22 protein-coding genes, 1 tRNA gene and 1 pseudogene are annotated in these 23,401 nt (G+C 60.6%); 7 read left to right on the top strand and 17 right to left on the bottom strand.

Going from position 1 to position 23,401, the window contains the following annotated elements; all coding sequences use genetic code 11:
* Positions 1 to 179 precede the first annotated feature (179 nt).
* The 10 genes from PI93_RS21440 to PI93_RS21485 form a co-directional block, all read right to left on the bottom strand.
* On the bottom strand, positions 180 to 1,013 hold the full coding sequence (locus tag PI93_RS21440; RefSeq protein WP_052240898.1) for a phytanoyl-CoA dioxygenase family protein: 834 nt from the start codon (positions 1,011 to 1,013) through the stop codon (positions 180 to 182).
* A gap of 7 nt (positions 1,014 to 1,020) precedes the next feature.
* Positions 1,021 to 2,391, bottom strand: coding sequence for an aminotransferase-like domain-containing protein (locus PI93_RS21445; protein ID WP_039373513.1), 1,371 nt, complete (start codon positions 2,389 to 2,391; stop codon positions 1,021 to 1,023).
* 81 nt (positions 2,392 to 2,472) lie between these two features.
* Entirely contained in the window at positions 2,473 to 3,198 is a 726-nt protein-coding gene (locus PI93_RS21450) for an amino acid ABC transporter ATP-binding protein (protein WP_039373512.1), read from the bottom strand.
* 28 nt (positions 3,199 to 3,226) lie between these two features.
* A complete protein-coding gene (locus PI93_RS21455; protein WP_039373510.1) occupies positions 3,227 to 3,919 on the bottom strand; it encodes an amino acid ABC transporter permease in 693 nt (230 codons plus the stop codon).
* A gap of 10 nt (positions 3,920 to 3,929) precedes the next feature.
* Positions 3,930 to 4,649, bottom strand: a complete 720-nt coding sequence (locus tag PI93_RS21460) for an amino acid ABC transporter permease (protein WP_039373509.1) — start codon at positions 4,647 to 4,649, stop codon at positions 3,930 to 3,932.
* A gap of 24 nt (positions 4,650 to 4,673) precedes the next feature.
* Positions 4,674 to 5,474: an amino acid ABC transporter substrate-binding protein gene (locus PI93_RS21465; protein ID WP_236109275.1), complete on the bottom strand. Its 801-nt coding sequence runs from the start codon at positions 5,472 to 5,474 to the stop codon at positions 4,674 to 4,676.
* Positions 5,475 to 5,930: 456 nt separating this feature from the next.
* The gene (locus PI93_RS21470) at positions 5,931 to 7,355 is read right to left on the bottom strand and encodes an aminotransferase-like domain-containing protein (protein WP_039373505.1); all 1,425 of its coding nucleotides are present in this window, start codon (positions 7,353 to 7,355) and stop codon (positions 5,931 to 5,933) included.
* A gap of 216 nt (positions 7,356 to 7,571) precedes the next feature.
* Positions 7,572 to 9,800, bottom strand: a complete 2,229-nt coding sequence (locus PI93_RS21475; protein ID WP_080759348.1) for a xanthine dehydrogenase family protein molybdopterin-binding subunit — start codon at positions 9,798 to 9,800, stop codon at positions 7,572 to 7,574.
* A complete protein-coding gene (locus tag PI93_RS21480; RefSeq protein ID WP_236105759.1) occupies positions 9,797 to 10,882 on the bottom strand; it encodes an FAD binding domain-containing protein in 1,086 nt (361 codons plus the stop codon). The genes PI93_RS21475 and PI93_RS21480 overlap by 4 nt, the downstream gene beginning before the upstream one ends.
* Positions 10,816 to 11,427 carry a (2Fe-2S)-binding protein gene (locus PI93_RS21485; RefSeq protein WP_080759347.1) on the bottom strand — a complete coding sequence of 204 codons (612 nt, stop codon included), beginning with the start codon at positions 11,425 to 11,427 and terminating at the stop codon, positions 10,816 to 10,818. The genes PI93_RS21480 and PI93_RS21485 overlap by 67 nt, the downstream gene beginning before the upstream one ends.
* 330 nt (positions 11,428 to 11,757) lie before the next feature.
* Here PI93_RS21485 and PI93_RS24885 point away from each other — a divergent pair.
* Positions 11,758 to 12,075: pseudogene (locus tag PI93_RS24885) on the top strand (DDE-type integrase/transposase/recombinase); the annotation flags it as partial.
* A gap of 43 nt (positions 12,076 to 12,118) precedes the next feature.
* Here the strand turns inward: PI93_RS24885 and PI93_RS21495 are convergent.
* Entirely contained in the window at positions 12,119 to 12,796 is a 678-nt protein-coding gene (locus PI93_RS21495) for a TetR family transcriptional regulator (protein WP_201278412.1), read from the bottom strand.
* Between the two features lie 109 nt (positions 12,797 to 12,905).
* Between PI93_RS21495 and PI93_RS25120 the strand changes: the two genes are divergently transcribed.
* The 3 genes from PI93_RS25120 to PI93_RS21510 all read left to right on the top strand — a co-directional run bounded on the left by PI93_RS25120 (position 12,906) and on the right by PI93_RS21510 (position 13,809).
* Positions 12,906 to 13,004: an AraC family transcriptional regulator gene (locus PI93_RS25120; RefSeq protein WP_144400421.1), complete on the top strand. Its 99-nt coding sequence runs from the start codon at positions 12,906 to 12,908 to the stop codon at positions 13,002 to 13,004.
* Between the two features lie 90 nt (positions 13,005 to 13,094).
* Positions 13,095 to 13,301 (top strand): transporter substrate-binding domain-containing protein, encoded by a 207-nt coding sequence (locus PI93_RS21505; protein WP_052240896.1) that lies wholly within the window; start codon positions 13,095 to 13,097, stop codon positions 13,299 to 13,301.
* A gap of 79 nt (positions 13,302 to 13,380) precedes the next feature.
* Complete coding sequence (locus tag PI93_RS21510; RefSeq protein ID WP_052240895.1) at positions 13,381 to 13,809, top strand: type 2 periplasmic-binding domain-containing protein; 429 nt, start codon at positions 13,381 to 13,383, stop codon at positions 13,807 to 13,809.
* Between the two features lie 28 nt (positions 13,810 to 13,837).
* On the opposite strand, the gene PI93_RS21515 is transcribed toward PI93_RS21510, so the two are convergent.
* From PI93_RS21515 to PI93_RS21535, 5 genes are all read right to left on the bottom strand, one after another.
* Positions 13,838 to 13,928, bottom strand: a tRNA-Ser gene (locus PI93_RS21515).
* A 103-nt stretch (positions 13,929 to 14,031) separates the two neighbouring features.
* Positions 14,032 to 15,336 (bottom strand): serine--tRNA ligase, encoded by a 1,305-nt coding sequence (gene serS / locus PI93_RS21520; protein ID WP_039373503.1) that lies wholly within the window; start codon positions 15,334 to 15,336, stop codon positions 14,032 to 14,034.
* Positions 15,337 to 15,499: 163 nt separating this feature from the next.
* Positions 15,500 to 16,906, bottom strand: a complete 1,407-nt coding sequence (locus PI93_RS21525; protein WP_167525557.1) for a replication-associated recombination protein A — start codon at positions 16,904 to 16,906, stop codon at positions 15,500 to 15,502.
* A 123-nt stretch (positions 16,907 to 17,029) separates the two neighbouring features.
* Positions 17,030 to 17,680 (bottom strand): outer membrane lipoprotein chaperone LolA, encoded by a 651-nt coding sequence (lolA, locus tag PI93_RS21530; RefSeq protein ID WP_039373502.1) that lies wholly within the window; start codon positions 17,678 to 17,680, stop codon positions 17,030 to 17,032.
* A 5-nt stretch (positions 17,681 to 17,685) separates the two neighbouring features.
* Positions 17,686 to 20,007, bottom strand: coding sequence for a DNA translocase FtsK (locus PI93_RS21535; protein WP_039373550.1), 2,322 nt, complete (start codon positions 20,005 to 20,007; stop codon positions 17,686 to 17,688).
* Positions 20,008 to 20,424: 417 nt separating this feature from the next.
* Here PI93_RS21535 and trxB point away from each other — a divergent pair, with 417 nt between their 5' ends.
* The 3 genes from trxB (at position 20,425) to PI93_RS21550 (ending at position 22,887) form a co-directional block, all read left to right on the top strand.
* A complete protein-coding gene (gene trxB, locus PI93_RS21540; RefSeq protein WP_039373501.1) occupies positions 20,425 to 21,381 on the top strand; it encodes a thioredoxin-disulfide reductase in 957 nt (318 codons plus the stop codon).
* Positions 21,382 to 21,479: 98 nt separating this feature from the next.
* Positions 21,480 to 22,157 (top strand): Smr/MutS family protein, encoded by a 678-nt coding sequence (locus PI93_RS21545; RefSeq protein WP_039373499.1) that lies wholly within the window; start codon positions 21,480 to 21,482, stop codon positions 22,155 to 22,157.
* 109 nt (positions 22,158 to 22,266) lie between these two features.
* Entirely contained in the window at positions 22,267 to 22,887 is a 621-nt protein-coding gene (locus tag PI93_RS21550) for a trimeric intracellular cation channel family protein (RefSeq protein WP_039373549.1), read from the top strand.
* Between the two features lie 154 nt (positions 22,888 to 23,041).
* On the opposite strand, the gene PI93_RS21555 is transcribed toward PI93_RS21550, so the two are convergent.
* A complete protein-coding gene (locus PI93_RS21555; RefSeq protein WP_010805431.1) occupies positions 23,042 to 23,380 on the bottom strand; it encodes a P-II family nitrogen regulator in 339 nt (112 codons plus the stop codon).
* Positions 23,381 to 23,401: the final 21 nt, after the last annotated feature.

Raw genomic sequence — 23,401 nt, forward strand, 5'->3', positions numbered from 1 at the left:
TTCAATACAAAAATCGTTCCGTCTCCGTCGGCGCCGACCGTCAATCAGACGCGGCTCGGCGGCAGGCGAACGGATGGCCATCGCGCGCAGTGGCACACCACGTGGTTTTCAGGAAAGCAGGAGGTCTGGCGCGTTGATTCCGGGGAATTCGGAATGAGGCCAAAGCAGTGCGGCCGTCGTTACGACTGGTCCGGGGCAGACTCAGATGTGTTGTTGTCGCCGCGTCCAAGCGCTACGAATCCGGTCTGATGCGAGCGAGTTCCTTCGAGAGGAGAATTGCTAGCGCCGAAAAAGGCGAAGGCGATCGACAACTTTACGCTGTCGGAAAGGTTCTGCCCGGCGGCGTGAAAAAGTTGACTGTGAAAAAGCAGCACGTCACCGCGTCGCAACGCGATGCTGCATGCGCTGCGTAGCAGCGGTGCACTATCCGGATGGCTCTCAACCAGGAAAGCGGCATCATCGAGCTGAGAATCTGCGAGTACCGTCCGATGGGAAGTCGGAATGACACGAAGTGCCCCGTTGTGTTCGTTCTCATCGCCCAGTGCAAGCCAGGCCACGACAAGCTCGGCGCGCTTGAAAGACCAATACCGAATGTCTCGATGCCATCCGGTCTTGCTGCCGAAATGAGGATGTTTGGTCATCACGCAGTTGTGATGTGCCAATGTCAGACAGACCTCTTCGTCAAGAAGCGTGGCGACGGTGTTTACCAATTGCGGGCTGGAAGCCCAGCGGCGAAACGCCTCGTGACGACCATAAGCGTTACGCAACCGGCGGATGGTATTCCCGCCGGTCGCCTCGCGCGAGGCCGGTGCCCCCGCATATCCTACGTCTGCTTCGAACTCAAGAGGCGGGGCCGGATGGCGCAGCTCTGCGCGTGTCACAGCCTCCAGTTCGTCGCAGGTTTGTTCACTCGCAATGCCTCTCAGAACCACGAAGCCATTCGACGAGAACGCCTGTTGGAGTCGTTGCATCGTGAGATGATCTGGCTCGAATTCGAGCGCTTGCGAGAGCATCTGCCGATCAGATAAGTGTGGCGAATGTGGTATCGGGCACATTGCTGATGCTAGCGAGCACGCGCAGCGCCCGCTCAAGATCGTCTCTCGCGCCCACGGTGCCGAGGCTGATTCGGTACCCGATCTGCGTGCTATCAGCGGCGACTGCGAAATGCGGGCCCGGCGAAACGCGCACCCCTGCTTGCAGTGCCCGCGTGCAGAAATCGTTGACCTGGCCAACGGTAGCGACAGGCACCCAGACATGGTATCCGACAGATTCGGTTTCGCGCACGGCAGGAATGAACTTCCGAGCGAGACGCGCACGTGCCAGCGACTCTTTGCGGTGAAGTTCGATGCACTCGGCAAGAGAGCCGTCGGCAAGAATGGATTCGGCAAGCGTCGCATAGACGCCCGGTCCGATCCATTGCGTGCTGACGAGTGCCTCGTGGAACACGTTGAAGTACACATCCGGCACCAACGCGTAGCCGAGTCGGAAGCCCGACGCCACGCATTTCGAAAGTCCTGTCAGATACAGCGAACGATCAGGCATCAGCGACGTCAGTGTGGGCAACCCATCGTTCGCAAGTGGCACATTCACGCCGTCCTCGATGAGCATTGCATCGTGTGCCCTAACGATCTTGACCAACGCCTCGCGCCGGGCAAGCGAAAGGGTCGCGGTCGTCGGGTTATGCATCGTTGGCGTCAGCACGACAACCTTCGCTTTCGTGCGCTTCAATACCTCGTCAACCGATTCGGGAATGACACCGTTGTCGTCACACTGCGCGGCCACCAGTTCGACGTTCGCATACTCGGCAATGCGTTTGATGCCGGTATACGTCAACGCTTCGCAAACTGCACGATCGCCGGGGCGCAAGAGCGTTTTGAATGCCGCGAGCAGCCCCTGATGCACGCCTGCCGTGCAGAGCATCCGGCTGGGCACCGCAGATGGGCTAGACGCCGCTAACCATTGCGTCGCGAGCTGACGATGATGGTGTGACGGGACGTAAGATCGGTACGAGAACAGGCTTTCCTGCAGTGTCTCCGACGCAAGTCGGCTCATGGCTTTTGCCAGCGCGCCGTTCACTACGCTGGTCGGCAATGTATTGAGCGAAAGATCCGCCACGGCATTTTCGTGTTGTGGCGTGGCGTCGAACGCATTGCACACGAAGGTGCCGCTACCCACGCGTGCTTCGACCAGTCCACGTCGGGCCGCCTCGCCCATGGCGCGAGAAACGGTGGCGACGGTGACGCCGAACTCCTCACTGATCTCGCGATTCGACGGCAGCTTTTCGCCCGGACGCAGCGCCCCACTGGTAATGGCGTTCTCGATGGAGGTCACCAGCGTCAGGTACTTCGGAGTATTCGGGTCCCGCGTCTCGGGAATCCACTTGTTATTCATGGTCGTGTGCACGAGGTTGGCGGATGCGCTTGCGGAGCAATTTTCGCATGCGAACTAGTATACACTCGCGATCGTTGCAGTTCAGTGCAATATCTTCCCCAGAAAATCCTTGGCACGGTCAGATACGGGAGCGCCAAAAAACGCGTCTTTGCTGCGATCTTCGACTACGCGCCCCTGATCCATGAACCGCACTCGGTTTGCTACGCGCCGAGCGAATCCCATCTCATGGGTGACCACCATCATCGTCATGCCATCGTTTGCAAGGCCGGTCATCACGTCCAGCACCTCGTTGACCATTTCCGGATCGAGCGCGGACGTCGGCTCGTCGAAGAGCATGACAATCGGGTCCATCGACAACGCGCGCGCGATTGCAACCCGTTGCTGTTGTCCACCCGAGAGCTGCGCCGGGAACTTGTGTTGTTGCGCAAGCAATCCCACTCGTTCGAGATACCGTAAGCCCTTGGCGATGGCCTCGTCGGGCGAACGGCGCAGAACTTTGATCTGAGCGAGCGTCAGGTTGTCGCGTACGCTCAGGTGAGGAAACAGCTCGAATCCCTGGAAAACCATGCCAATACGTGCGCGCAGGGCCGGAAGCGAAGCATGCCTGTCGCTGACCAGCGTGCCGTCGACGCGAATTTCACCGGCCTGAACCGGCTCCAGTCCGTTGACTGTCTTGATGAGGGTGGATTTCCCGGAGCCCGATGGCCCGCAAACCACAACGACCTCGCCTCGGGCGACAGTCGCGTTGCAGTCTTCCAGAACCTTGAAGGCGCCGTAATTTTTTGAGACGTTCTTGATCTCGATCATGGTGGTCAGTTCAGGGAGAGTCGGGTCATTAACGAACGATCTGGATGCGGCGCTGGAGCCGGCCCACGACGCGCGAAAGACCAAAGCTGATAACGAAATACACGGCAGCGACGAAAACATACATTTCGATGGGGCGTCCGTCGCGTTGGGCCACGTTGGAGGCGGCACCGACGAAATCGGTAATCGAAATCACGTACACAAGAGACACGTCCTGGAAGAGGATGATGGTCTGTGTGAGCAAGACCGGCAGCATGTTCCGGACTGCCTGAGGAATCACGATCAACGCCATGATCTGGGTCTCGCGCATGCCGAGCGCGCGGGCGGCATAAAACTGGCCGCGGGGTACCGACAGAATGCCTGCGCGCATGATCTCGCAGTAGTACGCCGCCTCGAACATAACGAAGGTCGTCAGCGACGACGTGAAGGCTCCCACCTGAATCGGATTTTGTGCCCCGGTGAGCCAGGCGCCGATATAAGGCACCAAAAAATAGAACCAGAAGATCACCAGGACGAGCGGCACCGCGCGTACCAGATTGACGTAGGCAGAAGCGATATTTCTCACCGCCGCATTGCCAGACAGCCGCATCAGCGCAAGCCCGGTCCCGGCCACAAGCCCACCCACCATCGCCATGAGTGTCAGCTTGATCGTGAAGGTCATTCCATCGACGAACAGATAGTTCAGCGAGCGCGTGATGACTCCGGTGTCAAAACCTTCCAACATGAATTCACCCTTATCCGCGAGGCGTTGAGAATCTGGCGTCTACGCGGCGCATGACGTAAATCACCGCGAGATTGATCAGCACATATAGCGCCGTTGCCACAATAAATGGTTCAAACGTCTGAAACGAGAGCTCAGTCACGGCGCGCGTGCGCGCCGTCAGCTCCATCAGGCCGATGGTCAGCGCGACCGCACTATTTTTCATAACGCCGACAAATTCGCCTGTGAGCGGCAAGACAATGATGCGCACGGCCTGCGGCAGCAACACGTAGCGATAGGATTGCCAAAGTGTCATCCCGGTCGCCAACGCCGCCATTTCCTGCCCCCGCGACAGACTCCTGATGCCCGCCGAAACCTGAACGGCAACGCGTGCCGACGTGTAAAACCCGAGAGAAACGACGGCGGTCACGTATGCCGAGTATTCGTAAGCCTTCAGCCACACACCGAGGGCTCGTGGCAGTAGCTCCGGCGCCACGAAATAGAAGAGGAACATCTGGACCAGCAACGGTATGTTGCGAAACACCTCGATATACCCGTGTGCCAGCCGTGACACCCAGTGACTCCTGAGCGTGCATAACGCACCGACAATTACCCCGAGAACGAGAGCCAGAATCCATGCGGCGCCGGCGGTTGCCAGCGTCCAGCAAAGCCCGTTGAGGATCGTCTCGAGGTAAGTGCCGTTGCCGTCAGGCGATGGCTGTGAAAATACCTGCCAGTCCCAGTGGTAATTCATGTTCGGACCTCCGCCGTCGCAAGCTCATTTGTAGTCTTTGGGGTCGCCCGAATCGTTGGGAACCGCAATGGCGTGCTTGAGTTTTTCGCTCATCGGAATGCGCAGGTTGATACCGAGCGATGGCAGGGTCGACTCGAACCATTTCTGGTAAAGCGCATTCATCTGGCCGGACTTGAACATGTCGGCAAGCGTATCGTTCACAAGTGCGCGGAACTGCGGGTCATTGCGTCTCATCATGAGTGCCCAGGGCTCGACCGGCATTTTCTCGATGTTCCACATCACGTAATCGTCGGGATTTTTTGCGTTGGCAATCTGAGAGGCCGCAAGAATGTCGGTGATGATGAAGGCGACGGCGCGACCGCTACTCATCGTCATGAATGACGCAGCATGATCAGCCGCAACGGTCAACTTCATGCCGAGGCCGTCTTGCTGGTTCAACTCGTTGATGTGCGCGATGTCCGTGGTGCCCGATGAGGTAACAACCGTCTTGCCGCGGAGGTCGTCGAGCGTGCGGATGTTTGACCGTTTGAGTGACGCAGCGGCTTCGTTGCCGACGTAAAGCGTGTAGGAGAACGCTACCTGTCGTTGTCGATCCAGCGTGTTCGCATCCGAGCCGCATGTCAGGTCGATCGTCTGATTGAGCATCAGCGGGATTCGGGTGGCAGAGGTAATCGGCTGATACTTCACGTTCAGGTTGGGTAGCCCTACCTTAGCCTTCACCGCGTCCACGATCTTCATGCAAGCGTCAATGGAGTAACCGCGATACACCTGTTTATCGTCGAGGTAGGAGAAAGGCACGGACGATTCGCGCACGCCAAGGGTCATCGTTCCCGACGACTTAATTTTTTGAAGCGTGCCCGTCAGTTCCTGGCTATGGGCAGCCGATGCCAGACACGACGCGGCCCAGACGAACGCGAGGGCAGCGCCCCAATGCTTGAATTCCGATTTCATGGCCATCTCCGGTTAAGGGGCTGACTTTGCGCCCCGGGTGGTTGATCGGAGGCATATCGATCGAACCAGTACACATTCATTGTTTATTCATGGTGGACTAGTTCAAAATCGTTTTCAAGAGGGCAATAATGTCGAGCATTTCATTGTCGACAAGTGATTCCGGAGACGTGGAATCACCTGAACCGCTTGTTTTATCAAGGCTTTCGCGCATTGATTGCCGCTTTGACGGAGCGCCGGCGTTATCAGATATTCGGGAAAACCAAGGGGTACGTTGTCAATGCGTACTGGTACGCATCGCGATTTCGATCATTGGGGCGTGTGAGTCGAGAATCAGGCAGATTTCGGCGGGCTTCGCCGGGATAGAACGCGGGCCACCGCGTCCAGGGCCGGCTTGAGCGCATCGATGGACGCCACCGAGCCAAGGCTGATTCGCAAAGCATGATCGACGGGGCCGTCGCCGATCAGAAACTGTGTTGACGCCGACACCAGAATGCCAATCCTGGCAAGCTCGGCGATGGCGTTTTCCGGAGGTGTCGAGCCGGTATCGACCCAGACGTGATACGAAGGTGCGCCTGAGGGTGAGGCCATGCGTGGCCCAAGAGAGCGAGCAGCAATCGCGACACGTCGGCTGGCTTCCATCCGATGCAGTAGCGTGCTCTGGAACGCGTCACCCGAATGAATCAACTGGCTTGCGATGGTGGCTTGGGTCGACGGCTCGGTCCATCCAAGCATGGACATCGCATCCCTGATGCGCGAGACGAGTCCTGCCGGCGCCGCGACGTAGCCCACCCGGATGCCCGGGGATACGGACTTTGACAGGCTGCTGACGATCACGACCCCCTCAGGCCATTCGCTGGCCAGAGGCGGGGCGTGTGCGCCGGCAAGCATTCCGTAGACATCGTCCTCCACGATCGGGATCGCGGCTTCCCGAGCGAAACGCAGCAACTCCGCCCGCCGGGGCGGGCTAAGGCTGGCTGTGGTGGGATTGTGGGTGACGGGGGTGCAGACGACGGCCTTGATGGATTTATCGCGCAGAAAGCGCCAGAGCATAGTGCTATTCAGGCCCTCATGGTCCACGTCCACCGGAATCAGGCGAAGCTGCAAGAGCTGTGCAATGCGCTTTAGACCGACATAGTTGAGTCGCTCGCACAGAACGGCATCGCCTGGCGATGCCAGTGCGAGCAGTGTGCATAGAATGCCTTCATGGGCACCCTGCGTTATCAGCACTTGATCGGGGGAGAAGGTAAGCCCGCGCAGCGCAAACCATGCGGCGCCAGCACGCCGGTTGCGCAGTGCACCCTCCAGGGGCGAATGTCCGAAGAGTTGCTGGGGCTCCCCCGTGGTCGCGATGGCGCGAAAGCTGTGCTGCAGGATGGGCCCCGCAACGGACGTCGGCAACGTGTTCAGCGATAAATCGACGAAGCCGTCGTGTTCGAGGGGTTCCTCGACGGTCTTGCGGCAAACGAACGTTCCACTGCCGGTTTTCGTCACGATCAGGCCCCGGCGCGTGGCGTGTTCGATGGCTTTGGTGACGGTTGCAACCGTCACACCGAACTGGCGGGCCAGGAACCGCTGTGGTGGTAGCCGTGCGCCGGGTTTCAATTCGCCGGTTTCGATGCCTTTTGCAATCGCCTCAACGACCGATTCGTACTTGGGAAGTCCTTCCGTCAGGCCATTCAGCCAACCTTGGGAGGTATCCGTCATTTCCTCGACGCTGCCGCCTGCCGTTCCGCCTTCTTTGCTGTCCCCGGCCATCTACCACACTCCAGTCGATGAGTGGATTAACCGTACTAGTTCGATTAATTATATGCATCATAACAATTTGAGTGCGAAACTTTTACTGGCACAGAGGCGCGCGCGTCGGTCATCCCAATCCGCGCTCGACATGCTCAAACACTTTCTCTCCCTATCATCTCGACACCTGGCTATCGCCTGACTTGATCATTCGATTGCAGGTGCGACATACGCGCCCTATTCTCCCGCGACAGGCCTCTGCAGCTTGTCAAGTGTGATCGGCAAATCCCTCACGCGTGTTCCGGAGGCATTGAAGATTGCGTTGGAAATGGCAGCGGCAACACCAACAATTCCGATTTCCCCAACGCCTTTGATTCCCAGCGGATTGACCTCCCTGTCGTCTTCAGGAATCAGAATGGCCTCAACGTCCTGCACGTCTGCATTCACCGGCACCACGTATTCGGCCATGTTTGTATTGATTGCTCGGCCTAAGCGCGGATCCATCTCAAGGGCTTCCAGCAGCGCGGAGGACAGACCCCAAACCATGCCACCACGCAGTTGAGCGAGCGTTGTGCGTTCGTTGAGGATACGCCCGCAAGCGAATGCTCCGACCAGGCGCGGCACACGGATTTCGTGCGTGAGGCGGTGAATTCTGACTTCTACGAACTGTGCGCCGAAGGAATAAACGGCCACCCGTTCGCTCGCCTCGCGAGTTGAAAGCGTGGCTCGCCCATCCGCCCCCTTGCCGTCGAAGGCCTTGTATTGCGCCGTTTCCTGAACGGATGAAGTGCCCAACCGATCGAACACACTCTCCAACTCGGCTGACGAAGGCATGACACCTCCGAAGCGAGCAATGATCCGTTCGCAGGCCATCCGAATCGCGGGCGCAGTGCTTGCCGTCTGCATGGATCCCCCCGCAGGCGCGGTGGGTGGGAGCAGGCTATCGCCCACATGCACCTCTACGTCCTCCATGGGCACACCCAGCAGCTCGGCAGCAACCTGTCCCAGCGCAGTGCAGGAACCCGTACCGATCTCTGACGCGGCCACTTCCACGCGCACCCGGCCGCCACGCGTGAGCGTCACCGTGGCGTTACCACCGTAGTTGAAGCACGGAAAGATGGCCGCCGCACAGCCGTGGCCGATGACCCAATCGCCATCGCACGTCGCATAAGGCGCGATATTCCGGTGGCTCCAGCCAAAACGCCGTGCGCCCTCTTCAAAGCACTTTGCAAGTGAACGACTCGTGAACCGACTACCATCCACCGGGCTGTGCGTGGGTTCATTGCGCAGGCGCAGTTCGATGGGGTCGAGCTTGAGGCGATACGCCAATTCGTCCATGGCGGTTTCGAGCGCAAACATATACGGCATTTCGCCGGGCCCGCGCATGAAACCCGGTGTAATCCGGTCCGCCTGAACGATATTCACCCGCGTAGCAATGGCAGGTACGGCGTACATATCGGCCGTCTGCTTGGTTGCGCCGCTCGCTGTCACGTCGACGCGCGAGCACAGTTCCCAAGATTCGTGCAAATAAGCGGTCAGCTTACCGTCCGCCGACGCGCCGAGCTGAACGTGATGACGGCTATCCGCGCGGAATGTCGAAAGCGTGAACCCCTGAGCCCGCGTGGCGACCAGCTTGACCGGTCGGCGCAATTTTCGAGACAGCGCCGCAAGCAACGCAGTTCTGGGTGTCAGGCTGAGCTTGCTGCCGAACGCTCCACCGACATATGGGCTGATCACTCGCACCCGCTCGGGTGCGAGCCCCAATTGACGCGCAACACCTTTCTGCAGACCAAGCACATACTGGCTCGGTTCATGGACGACGAGATTATCGCCCTCCCACTGCACAGTGGTGGGAAACGGCTCCATGGCGTTATGCACCTGGCCCGGCGTTCTGTAGGTCTCATCGACCACCACCGTTGACTGAGCAAATGCAGAATGGGCATCGCCCACAATCGGGTCCCGGAATCCAGGGCTGACCGCGGACCAGCGTTGTGTGGCAGCGCCTGGCGCGTCGAGCGATGTCGCCGCCGGTCGCGCAGCATATTGCGTAACCACTAACGCAGCCGCCTCTCTTGCCACCTCGGGCGTTTCGGCGAGCACTACGCCGATGATCTGCCCGTCGAACATGATTTCCGGCCCTGTGAGTGGCTGGTAACTGGTGCATGAGCCGGCGGCCTTGCTAACCGGCGCCGAGAGTACGGGCGCGTTCTCATGCGTCACGACGTCGATGACCCCGGGTACGGCCAAGGCGCCAGTAACATCGATCGCCGCGATGCGCCCCCTCGGAAGGCTACTCAGAATCAGCCACGCATGCACGGGATTGAGTACAGGGAAGTCTGCCGCGTATTGCGCGCGACCGGTGACCTTGGCGAGTGCGTCATAACGCGTAAGCGGCAAGCCTATCAGTGGCAAGCTGCGCAGCCCTTGGTCGGGGGCTTCGAGGTCATGTTCGGGTGCGGCATTCATACCGAAACCTCCAAAGCCGCAGCACTCAATAGCGCGCGGACCAACGTCTGCTCGCCGAGCGGCAACTTATATGCATTGTCCGAATGAACCGTCGCATCTTGAAACGCTGCTCTGGCAGCCCTCCGAGCCACATCTTCGGAGAACAGACTGGCCTTCAACACGGCTTCAGCCTCATGCGCTCGCCACGGCACGGTCGCCACGCCGCCAAGCGCAATGCGTGCCTCGTTCACGATACCTTGCTGCGTCAACTCCAGGGCCACGGCCGCGCTGCTAAGTGCGAAGGCATAGGACTGGCGATCCCTGATCTTCAGATAGAGCGAGCGGCGCATCCACGCTCCGCGCCGGATGCTGAAACCGACGATCAACTCTCCGGGCTGCAAAACTGTCTCGATATCCGGTCGAGCACCGGGCAGACGATGCAGTTGCGCGAACGGAAACTCGCGCACCTTTGCGCCACTCGCCAGCGTATGCACCGTGGCGTCCAGTGCGATCAACGTTTGCGGAAAATCCCCCGGGTAGACCGCGATGCATGCGTTGCTTGCTCCCAACACAGCGTGCTGCCGGTTATGGCCGTCGCGTGCCGCGCAGCCCGACCCCGGATTACGCCGGTTGCACTGCGCAAAGCTAGGTTCGCGGTAATAGGCGCAACGGGTACGCTGAAGCACATTGCCGCCAAGCCGCGCCATATTGCGAATCTGCTGGGAGGCTCCCAAATCGAGCGATTGCGCAATCATCGGGCAAATTGCCTTGATCTCGGCATGCGTAGCCAGATCGGCCATGCGCACCATTGCACCTAGCCAAATGGTGTCGGCCGACACCTTCATGCTGTGAAGCGCTGGCATGTCTAGCCGTGTCACGTCAACCAGATGCTTTGCGCGCAGGACATTCAGTTTCATCAGATCAAAGACGGTGGTGCCGCCTGCCACGAACAGGCTATCCGGCTGGCGTGCGGCGGCAATCGCCACCGTTGCGCGATCTGGCGTTTCATACGAGATGGGCTGCATGGTATTCCCCCTCACGCCATCTGTTGCTTCGCCTGCTCGATCGCAGCGACGATATTGGGATAGGCGCCACAGCGACAAATGTTGCCGCTCATGAACTCTCGAATCTCATTGCTGGACCCTGCATGCCCCTCAAACACGCAGGCAATCGCCGACATGATCTGACCGGGCGTGCAGAACCCACACTGCAACGCGTCTTGCTCCACAAACGCTGCCTGCATCGGATGCAGCTCGCCACTCTCGCCCGCAAGGCCTTCGATGGTCGTGACCCGCGAACCGTCGACCGCCGCCGCGAACGTAAGGCAGGAGAGCACCCTGCGCCCATCCACGTGCACCGTGCAGGCCCCGCATTGGCCCTGATCACAACCCTTTTTGGTCCCGCAAAGGCCGGCGTGATCCCGCAGCGCATCGAGCAAACTAACCCGGGAGTCAAGCGACAATTGCCTCTGGTGCCCATTGATCTGCAGCGTCACCCGCTGCAGCTTTCTCGCGTCCTCCAAAGGTTTGGCAGTGTCAGTAGCGCTCAGTGGCGCATCGGTCGCGGCCAGTGGACTAGCAGCGACCAACACGGAGCCTCGGAGAAAACCTCTACGTTGCGGATTGGGCAAATCGGAGTCGATGGACATATCGCGGCCAGATCCTTTCGGTTGATTGATCGGATTTGAGCACAGCCAGACACTTAACGCAACACGGTTTTGTTAAAATGAAAACCAATCCGAAATCGATTGTCAGCACTGTCGAAGTCACGAGGTGAAAGACAGCGAATTCGATAATTCATCGAAACGGTCTGTGAACACGGCCCGGGCACCCGCGCTATCTCTCGAAGTTCACTCTGCTTACGCGCTGCCAAGGGGACGAGCTGCAATTGACCTGCTCCCCCTGAATAGTCCGCAGACGGTGTAGAGTCCGTTCCAACGAAAGGGAACGGAAGTGAAGAAGCGATTCAGCGAAGAGCAAATCATTGGCGTGTTGAAAGAAGGCGCAAGCGCATTGCCGCAGTCGAACGGACACCTCGACTGCTACCAACAGGACCGAATCAAAGCTGGTCAATGGACTTCGGCTCTGACGGCTTGGCGTACGGTCGGCGGTTTCGGTGCCTGAATGTGGTCGACGATTACACGCGTGAATGCCTTGTCATCGAGGTCGACACTTCACTGCCTGGGCAGCGCGTGAGGCAAGTGTTGGAACGTTTGCGGGAGATGCGCGGATTGCCGTTATCCATCACCGTGGACAACGGGCCGGAGTTCGCTGGCAAGGTACTGGATGCCTGGGCGACTCAGGGAGCACCGAGAACGGCCATGAACGAAGTATTTCCCATCAATCCGCGACGTGCCCGGGATCACCTCTATCGTTCATCCGTTCGAATCCGCAGAGCAAACCCTCAAGAATGGCGCGAAGTCTTGGTGCGATATCGCCAACCACGTGCCGCAATCGAGGATGGTTCTGATACATCCGCAGGACATCCGGCGCGGGAGTCGCAAACTGGTAGAACATGCCAGCCATCGATGTAGCCGTGGCAATCACGTCCACGGCCTGACGCTCGGTGATGGACAAGCGTGCCTGTAGTTGCGCGGCAACGGCGTAAGTCGATTCAAGCGCCGCCTCCTTAAATTCGCAAATCGCCTCAAGCGAGACATGCCGCTCGAGACTGATGGCGCAATGAGCCACTAGATCGCAGAAGATCGGCCGCTCGCCAAGCGACGTGGCCAACGCCGCCGCAGCCTTCGCCGGAGACTGAGCATCCGCTGCAAGACGAGCAATTACGTCGGTGGCCCATTCTCGCCACGCCATCGCCGCGAGAATCAGATAGATCTGCTCACGCGTTTCAAAATAGCGCAGTAGTGCCGACTTGTGCATGCCAACTTCGTTAGCAATGTCGGTGAGGGAAACGCGACCGATTCCCTGCTTCGCGCCAAGCGCGTAAGCCGCCTTCAAGATCGCGTCGATTCGCTCCTGTTTGGCCTCGCGGCTACGAGCCCGTTGAAATGTGGGCATTGTCATACGAAAATTATAACAAGACGCTGTTGCACTATTAGGTAATCCGTGATTGGTCCCCTCCCCCCCACGTTTCTACGTGTCGTGCGAGGTAGAGGGCCGAGTCGCTATGGCCGCCGAGCTTGGTTACACCAACGCCAGCCACTTCAGCGCCGCATTCCGGCAACAACTCGGTATGTCTGCGCGCGACCTGAAAGGGGCCTCCTGAGCCGTCGTCGACCGGCATCGACGAGTCGGTGCGGACGCGGGCGCCGCCACGCAACGCAGCGGGACCCTCAAGAAGATCAAGGAAAACAATGTGATCGTACTGGGCAACCGAGAGTCGTCCGTGCCGTATTCGTACTACGACAATGGCCCGAATGTCATTGGATATTCGCAGGACATCGCTATGCGAATCGTCGACGAAATCAAGAAGGAAATCGACGCTCCCGGTTTGCAGGTCCGCATGATGCCGATCACTGCGCAGAACCGCATTCCCCTGGTACAAAGCGGCACGATCAACTGAGTGCGGCGGCACCACAAACAACGCCGGGTGACGCAAGCAGGTCGAGTTCTCAAACACGATTTCGATTACAGAGACGCGCTTGTTCACCAAACGAAGCTCGGGCATTCGCTCGTTCGACGACATCAATGGCAAGACGATCGCGGTTACGGCCGGCACGACATCCGCGCGCTATCTACGCAAACGGGTGGCTGAAACGAAGATGAACGTGATGATCGTTGCGGCCACGGATCACACGCAGGGTTTCATGATGGTGCAGCAGGGCCGGGCGGCAGCGCTCTTCATGGACTCTGACGTTCTGTCTGCGGAACTGGCAAAAGCGAACAAGACTAACGAGTACGTCATTACCGGCGAGCCCCAAACGTTTGAAGCCATTGCTTGCATGCTGCCGAAGAACGACCCCGTGTTAAAGGCTGTCGTCGACAAGACAATCGCTCGACGATTGACGAGCACGGGGTATGGCTATCGCCACAAGAAGCCCACCGCAGAAACAAAACAGCCCGCTAGTTAGCGGGCTGATTCGTTCAAAGCAGGATGCTTGGCGGAGAGGGTGGGATTCGAACCCACGGTACGGTATAACCGTACACCGGATTTCGAGTCCGGCGCATTCGACCACTCTGCCACCTCTCCAAGCGTTCTTTCTGCTTTGGTTCGCTGTCTGAGTGGCCTCAGGCAGCGAGAAAGAGATTATAGCCGAATTTCTTCCGCTGCCAACCCCTTTTTTCCGATTTTTTTACGCAGCGGGCTCGAGACGTTCGATGCCGCCCATGTACGGACGCAGGACATCGGGGATCGTCACCGAACCATCGGCGTTCTGATAGTTTTCCAGCACTGCGACGAGTGCGCGTCCCACAGCCAGTCCCGAACCGTTGAGCGTATGCACCAGCTCCGGCTTGCCCTGCGCGTTGCGGAAACGTGCCTGCATCCGGCGCGCCTGGAAGCTCTCCATGTTCGAACACGACGAGATCTCGCGATACGTGTTCTGTGCCGGAATCCACACCTCCATGTCATACGTCTTCGCACTGCCGAAGCCCATGTCGCCCGTGCACAGCACCAGCGTGCGGTACGGCAGCTTCAGCTTCTGCAGAATCGCTTCCGCATGCCCCACCAACATCTCCAGCGTGTCATACGACGCCTCCGGACGCACCACATGCACCAACTCGACCTTGTCGAACTGATGCTGACGAATCATCCCGCGCGTGTCCTTGCCATAGCTCCCCGCCTCCGAACGGAAGCAAGGCGTGTGCGCCACCATATGCATCGGCACCGCATCAGCCGCCAGCAACTCGTCTCGCACCAGATTCGTCAGCGACACCTCTGCCGTCGGAATCAGATAGAAGTTCTCGATACGCTCGCCGTCGTCACCGCCCACCTTGCGCGGCACCTTGAACAAGTCGTCCTCGAACTTCGGAAGCTGGCCCGTACCGCGCATCGAGTCCGCATTCACGATGTACGGCACATACATTTCCGTATAGCCGTGCTCCGACGTGTGCGTGTCGATCATGAACTGCGCCAGCGCACGATGCAGTCGCGCAATGCCGCCCTTCATTACCGAGAATCGTGCGCCCGCCAGCTTGGCCGCAGCATCGAAGTCCAACCCCAACGCCGCACCGAGATCGACGTGATCGCGCACCGGAAAATCGAATTCACGCGGCGTCCCCCAGCGGCGCACTTCCACGTTCTGCGTCTCGTCCGAACCGACCGGTACACTCTCGTGCGGCAGGTTCGGCACGCCCAGCAACAGATCCGACAGACGCGCTTGAACCTCGCCCAGCCGCACTTCCGACGCCTTGAGCGTGTCGGCAATACTGCCGACTTCGGCAATCTCGGCCGAGGCGTCCTCGCCCTTGCCCTTCTTCATGCCAACCTGCTTCGAAAGTGCATTGCGGCGTGCCTGCAGTTCTTCGGTTTGCGTCTGAATCTGCTTGCGCTCCGCCTCAAGCGCAGCAAACGCCGCTACGTCCAGCGTATAGCCACGCGCCTGGAGTCGCGCAGCAACGCCGTCCAGGTCCTTGCGAAGAAGTTGAATGTCGAGCATGGTGGGATGTCTGTCGTTAGTGGCCCACAGTCTTGGGCCTTGGAATTCGTTCTGGCCGTCCCACGCCCTCAAGGCGCCGGATGCAGCATCAAAGCGGGGATTTTACCAAACGCGCACCGCGATTTCGCCATTTGGCGCGTTTATGATGCCGACGACGTCCGCGTCAAGCCGTCTCGTCGTCGGATGGCTCGCCCGGCACGGACTTTCCGGAGGGCGTTGCACCCGCCCCGGACGGCTTCGCCGACGCATCGGCCTTACGCCCTTTGGCATTCGCCCGTCGCCACTCGGCATCGAGCGATTTCAGCCAATTCAGCTTCTCCCCAATCTTGCCCTCCAGACCACGGGGCACAGGACGGTACCAATGCTGGGCGCGCAAGTCGTCGGGGAAATACGTCTCGCCCGCTGCATACGCGTCGGGCTCGTCGTGCGCGTAGCGATACTCGTGACCGTAGCCGAGCTCTTTCATCAACTTCGTCGGCGCATTGCGCAGATGAATCGGCACGGCGCGCGACTTGTCCTTGCCGACGAAAGCCCGCGCCTGGTTGTAGGCGTTGTAACCCGCATTCGATTTGGGGGCCGACGCCAGGTACAGAATGGCCTGCGCCAACGCGAGTTCGCCCTCGGGGGTTCCAAGACGCTCATACGTCTCTGCCGCATCGAGGGCGATGCGCGCCGCACGCGGATCGGCCAGACCGATATCCTCCCACGCCATCCGGACAATCCGGCGCGCGAGATACCGCGGATCGGCACCGCCGTCGAGCATGCGGCAGAACCAGTAAAGGGCACCGTCCGGCGAGCTGCCGCGCACCGACTTGTGAAGCGCACTGATCTGATCGTAGAACGCGTCGCCCCCCTTGTCGAAGCGACGCAGGTTTTCGGCAAGCACGCTGGCCAGCAGGGCGTCGTCAATGGTGTCGAGGTTTTGCGACGTCGCCGCCTGCGCGACGATTTCCACGTTGTTGAGCAGCTTGCGGCCATCACCGTCGGCCGAGTCGATCAGGCCCTGTCGCGCCTCATCAGTGAAACCGATATCCCCCAACTCGCGCGACGCACGCGTGATCATCTCGCCGAGTTCTTCGTCGTTCAGGCTCTTGAGCACGTAGACGGCGGCACGCGAGAGCAATGCGCCGTTCACCTCGAACGACGGATTCTCCGTCGTCGCGCCCACGAAAATGAACAGCCCCGACTCGACGTGCGGCAGGAAAGCATCCTGCTGTGCCTTGTTGAATCGATGCACCTCATCGACGAACACCAGCGTCTGCTTGCCCTGCGCGCGCTGAATTTGCGCCGCCTCGACAGCATCGCGAATGTCCTTCACGCCGGAGAGCACCGCCGACAGCGCGATGAAATACGCCTTGAATGCGTCGGCCATCAGACGTGCCAGCGTCGTCTTGCCCACCCCCGGCGGCCCCCACAGAATCATCGAGTGCGGACGGCCAGCCTCAAACGCCACGCGCAAAGGTTTCCCCTTGCCCAGCAAGTGGCGCTGGCCAATCACGTCGTCGATGGTATGGGGGCGCAGGCGCTCGGCCAAAGGCACCGAAGCCGACAGCGGGGTGTCGTCTGGCATGTTCTCAAGCAGCGCGGCCGGGGAGTCCCCGGCCGCATTCAGATAATCAGATGCCCCCATTATGCCAGCCCGCTGGCCGACTCGTGAGCCAAGCTCATTGGCGGCAACGCGGACGTGTCACGCTCAACCCTTGATCAGGTCGGCGCCCTTGGGCATCGTGAACTTGAAGTTGTCCGCCGGCATGGGCGGATTCTTCTGGATCTTGTCGAACGTCAGCAACGTGACGTTGCCGAATGCGTCATATAGTTCCATCGCCGCCAGATTGCCATCGCGAAAGCCAATGCCCACGCGTTGGAACTGCGTGTCCTGCGACTTCGGCTTCAACTCCACCCAGTCGATACCGTTCTTCACGCCGGCATCCTTGAGCGTGAAGTTCTTTTCGATGTCGTTGCTACCGAACAGAATCGCCGCCGGACTTGCGCCCAGCGAAGTGCCCAGCTTGCGCTCGGTCACTTGGTTCAGATCCTTGTCGTAGATATAGAGCGTTTCGCCGTCGGCCTGCAACAACTGGTCGTAAGGCTTGACGTAACGCCAGATGAAGCGGCCCGGACGCGAAAACTCGAAAGTGCCCGACGCCGAGTTCGTCACCTTCATGGCGCCGTCCTGCTGCCCCTTGACCTGCTTCTGCTCAAACTCGCCGCGCGCCGACTTCACCTGCGCGGCGAACGCCTTGAGCTGCGCCGTGCCACTGGCATAAGCCGGCGCGACCAGCACCGCCAGCGTCACACCGACAGCACCCGCGATCAGCGGCAAGCCTCGCTTGAATCCCAGCATGTTCCTTATTCTCCTTCGCGATTCGGCACCAGAATTTCCCGGTTGCCGTTGCTCGCCATCGCCGACACCACGCCGGATTGTTCCATCTGTTCGAGCAGGCGCGCCGCCCGGTTGTACCCGATGCGCAGATGCCGCTGCACCAGCGAAATCGACGCGCGGCGCTGCTTGAGCACCACCGCCACCGCCTGATCGTAAAGAGGATCGGACTCGCCACCGCCCTCGCCGGTTCCGCCGGCCACGCCGTCGACACCCCCCTCTTCACCTTCGACAGCGCCGTCCAGCAGCCCTTCGACGTAATTGGCCTCGCCCTGCTCTCTGAGTCGCTCGACCACGCGATGCACTTCGTCATCGGCCACGAATGCGCCGTGAACACGCAACGGCAGCCCGGTGCCCGGCGGCATGTAGAGCATGTCGCCCATCCCCAGCAAGGTCTCGGCGCCCTGCTGATCGAGAATGGTGCGTGAGTCGATCTTCGACGACACCTGGAACGCCACACGCGTCGGCACGTTCGCCTTGATCAGGCCAGTGATGACGTCGACCGACGGACGCTGCGTTGCCAGAATCAGGTGAATCCCCGCCGCACGCGCCTTCTGCGCAATACGAGCGATCAATTCTTCGACCTTCTTGCCAACCACCATCATCAGATCGGCCAACTCGTCGATCACGACCACGATGTACGGTAGACGCTGCAACGGCTCGGGCTCCTCGGGCGTGAGCGAGAACGGATTCGGAATGTGCTCTTCGCGCTTCGCGGCGTCGTCGATCTTGTTGTTATACCCGGCAAGATTGCGCACGCCGAGTTTGCTCATCAGCTTGTAACGGCGCTCCATCTCGGCAACCACCCAGTTCAGCGCATGACCGGCCTGACGCATATCCGTCACCACCGGGCACAGCAGATGCTGAATGCCTTCGTACATGCTCATTTCGAGCATCTTCGGATCGATCAGGATCAGCCGGACCTGTTCGGCCGTTGCCTTGTAGAGCAGCGACAGAATCATCGCGTTGATCCCGACCGACTTGCCCGAGCCGGTCGTACCGGCCACCAGCAAGTGAGGCATCTTCGCCAGATCGGCGACGACCGGCTTACCGCCGATGTCCTTACCCAGTGCCAGCGTCAGCAATGACGACGAGTCGTTGTAGATCTCGGAGCCCAGAATCTCCGTCAGGCGCACAGTCTGGCGGCGCGGATTCGGCAACTCCAGCCCCATGAAATTCTTGCCCGGAATGGTCTCGACCACCCGAATCGACACGAGCGAAAGCGAACGCGCCAGATCCTTTGCCAGATTGACGATCTGACTGCCCTTCACCCCCGTGGCCGGTTCGATTTCGTAACGGGTAATCACCGGCCCGGGATATGCGGCCACGACATTGACCTCGACACCGAAGTCCTTGAGCTTCTTCTCGATAAGGCGCGACGTGAATTCGAGTGTTTCACCCGAGACCGTCTCCTGCACGGCCGGCGCGGGATCGAGCAGCGCCAGCGGCGGCAGGATGGAATCGGGCAGATCGGCAAAGAGCGGTGCCTGCTTTTCCTTCTCCACACGCTCGCTCTTGGGCACGACCTTGACCGGCGGCACAATCTGCACCGGCTCGTGGACCTCGGTGCGCACGCGGTTCTGCACGACCGCGCCTTCACGCGCGATGGCCGCCTCTTCGCCCAGCCGGCGATCCTGACGCGCCTCGCGGCGACGACGGATCACGGTCCCGGTATCGAGAATCAGTGCGCCAAGCTTTTCGGCAGCGGACAGCCATGAGAAGTGGAACAGCAGCGACAACCCGAAGGCGAAGATGAGCAGCAATGCCAGCGTGCCGCCCGTAAAGCCAAGCGCGTGCTGGAAGAAACCGCCGACGGTCTCGCCGATCACACCGCCCGAAGCACGCGGCAATTGGGCTTTAAGACGGTAAAGGCGCAGGGATTCGATGCCGGCGCTCGAGAGCAGCACCATCAGGGACGAGACGATCTCCACCCATCCGCCACTGGCGAGACGCTCGCGCAGCGGAGGCGCTTCGCGCCTGGCCGAAATACGCCGGTACCCCGCAACCACGCGGCGGCCGATGAAGACCACCAGCCAGTAAGCGGACAGACCGAGCATGAGCAGCAGCATATCGGCAACCCACGCGCCGACACGCCCCGCCCAGTTGGCGATGCGCTCCACATGCGCCGCATGCGTCCAGCTGGGGTCCAGACGGCTGTAAGAGAACAACGCCATCAACAGGAACACCATCAGCGCGACCTGCGCCATCCAGCGGATTTCATGGAAAAGGTGCGTCACCCGATTGGGCAACGACGATCCGGCACCAGCAGAGTAGGAAGATTTCGTCGTCATCAAGCCATACGGTTGGGCGGGCAGACGGGCGGCCTGCCGCGCAGCAGGCTCCATTGTAAACAACTATTACATGGCTCAATGCATGAAAAGGTGACAAGCAGTAACGCCGGGCCTTCCCGCCCGGTTCGGGGAAGTCAGACAAGGTCGCACCGCCTGGCTGCCGGCCACGCCAACGCCTTGCATCCGGCGCTTCTGCCCCCAGATTTAGGAGACGTCCCGACGTCGCAATCATGCACCTGTCGACGCTCAGCCCCGGCGGCACCTCGTGGGTTGGAGGCTATCGCGTCGATTGCAAGGCTCGATCAACGAAACGACGTCGGCCCCTTATAATGTCGGTTTGCGCCATTCGCCCCCTGCTGCCCTCTCGCGGTGCGGGCCCGGCGCCAGTCCCCATCCCCCTTTCCGGTGAGTCCGTCCATGTCCGTTGCCAAGCATGCCAAAGTCCTGATTCTCGGTTCCGGCCCCGCCGGCTACAGCGCCGCCGTCTACGCCGCGCGCGCCAACCTCAAGCCCGTGCTGATCACGGGTATCGCCCAGGGCGGTCAGTTGATGACCACCACGGACGTCGAGAACTGGCCCGGCGACCCGACCGGTGTGCAAGGCCCCGAACTGATGGCCCGCATGCAGGCTCACGCCGAGCACTTCAACACCGAGATGATCTTCGATCACATTCATACGGTGCATCTGAACGAGCGCCCGTTGCGTCTGATCGGCGATTCCGGCGAATACACGGCCGACGCCCTGATCATCGCCACCGGCGCTTCGGCCCAGTACCTCGGTCTGCCGTCCGAAGAAGCGTTCTCCGGGCGCGGCGTGTCCGCCTGCGCCACCTGCGACGGCTTCTTCTACAAGGGTAAGGAAGTCTGCGTGGTCGGCGGCGGCAACACGGCCGTCGAAGAAGCGCTGTACCTCTCGAACATCGCCAGCAAGGTCACGGTGATCCACCGTCGCGACAAGTTCCGTGCCGAGCCGATCCTGATCGACCGCCTGCTGGAAAAAGCCAAGCAAGGCGTGGTCGAGCTCAAGTACGACACCGTGCTCGACGAAGTGACCGGCGACGACTCGGGCGTGACCGGCGTGCGCATCAAGAACGTGAAGACGGGTGCCCACGAGGACATCGCGCTGCATGGTGTGTTCATCGCCATCGGCCACAAGCCGAATACCGATATCTTCGACGGTCAGCTCGAAATGAAGAACGGCTATATCGTCACGCACAGCGGCCTGAACGGCAATGCCACGGCCACCAGCGTGCCGGGCGTCTTCGCCGCAGGCGACGTGCAGGACCATATCTACCGTCAGGCCATTACCAGCGCCGGCACCGGCTGCATGGCCGCGCTCGACGCCCAGCGTTACCTCGAAAATCTCGACCAGTAACGCCTGCGCGCCCCGCCGCGGCGCCCTCGCTGTGTGAGTTTTCATGCAGCCAGGGCGCCGTTGTCGTCTGACCTTCCACCGTCCTTGTTCGCACGACCATGAGCAAGAAGCCCCCCAAACTCGGCCTCGGCGATCTCGCCAACCTGCGCGAGTCCCTCGCCAAGGAAACGGCGGCGCGCGAAGCCGAACGCCTCGCCGCCGCCAAACGCGCCGCCCAAGCCAAGCGCGACGCGAACGTGTTCCGCGACAGCATCGGCGACATCGCCCCGCTCTCCAGCAAGGGCGCGACCAATCGCGTGGAGCACCCGCGCCAGCCGCCCGAGCCCGTCGCCCGTCAGACTCAGGAAGACGAAGCGGCCGTGCTCTTCGAGTCGCTTTCGGACGAATTCGACCCCGAAGCGCTGCTCGACACCGACGACCGCCTGTCGTATCGCCGTCCCGGCATCAGTCACGACGCCGTGCTCAAACTCCAACGCGGCGAATGGGTGGTGCAGGCGCAGATCGACCTGCATGGCATGCGTCGCGACGAAGCCCGCGAAGCGCTCTCCGCCTTCCTGCACGACGCCGTGAAGCGAGGCCTGCGTTGCGTGCGTGTGATTCATGGCAAAGGACTCGGCTCGGTGAATCGCGAACCGGTGCTCAAGGACAAAGTGCGCGGCTGGCTGGCACAGAAGAACGAAGTGCTGGCATGGGCGCAAGCACAGGGACGCGACGGCGGGGGTGGCGCACTGGTAGTATTGCTCCAGGCTGCGCAAACGCGAGCGCCGCGCGGGTAATCGACACCCGCCCCGGCGGGCCATCGCTTCGGCGAGCGCGCGGCCACCGTGCTGAACTCCGCCGCAGATCACGACGTTTCACCGACAGGATTCGCCGATGATTCACGAGATGAGCGCCCAACTGCATACGATACTGGCCGTCATGGAGGCCATTGCCGTACTGTCGTGCGCCATCTCCGGTTTCGCCGAAGCCCGCAAGCAGCACCTCGACCCGGTCGGCGCATTCGTGCTGGCCTTCGCGACCGCCTTCGGCGGCGGCACGTTGCGTGACGTGCTGCTCGATCACCGCCCTTTCTACTGGGTTCAACATCAGTGGTACACGGTCATCATTCTCGTCCTCTCGCTCTCGACGTCCGGCGTACTGCGGCTCGTCTCGCGCGTGGCCACTGAGCGCGTGCTGCTCATTACGGATGCGATCGGTCTGGGGTTCTTCAGCGCCTCGGGCACGTCGCTGGCGTTGCAGACCGACATGTCGGCGTTCATGTCCGTGATGATGGGCGTGATTACCGGCGTAGGCGGGGGCGTGATGCGCGACATCCTCTGCAATGAAGTGCCGCTGGTATTGCGAGACACACGGCCCTATGCGGTGTGCGCCTTCATCGGTGGCTGGATCTACATTGCGCTCACCTACGCGGACCTCGATCCCGTCTACACCTTGTCGATCAGCGCGTTCTCCGTCATTTTCGTGCGTCTGATCACTGTCGCGTTCGACGTGCGGCTCAAGGCCTGATGTCGCCATTCCCACTCGATTCACGCCGCGGCAAATGCACCGGTGAACGAGGGGAAAAACGCCGAAGGGCGACTCCGCTTGCGCAGCCGTCGCCCTTCCTGGTCCTGCATCCGTTCGTCGTCGCCATCGCGGTACAGCGACGCCCGAACCGGCCTCAGACCGCCTGCTCGCCCTCTTCGCCCGTGCGGATGCGAATCACGCGCTCGACGTCGGTCACAAAAATCTTGCCGTCGCCGATCTTGCCGGTGCGCGCCGCACCCAGCACCGCATCGATGACCTGCTCGGCTTGCGCCGCGCTCACCACAACTTCGATCTTGATCTTCGGCAGGAAGTCGACGACGTACTCGGCGCCGCGATACAGCTCGGTGTGCCCCTTCTGACGGCCGAAGCCCTTCACTTCCGTGACGGTCAGGCCGGTCACGCCGACTTCGGCCAGCGCTTCGCGGACTTCGTCGAGCTTGAAGGGTTTGATGATGGCAGTTACGCGTTTCATTGTCGCCTCGATATCTTGGTT

It is taken from the genome of Pandoraea fibrosis, assembly GCF_000807775.2.
Taxonomy (GTDB): Bacteria; Pseudomonadota; Gammaproteobacteria; order Burkholderiales; family Burkholderiaceae; genus Pandoraea; species Pandoraea fibrosis.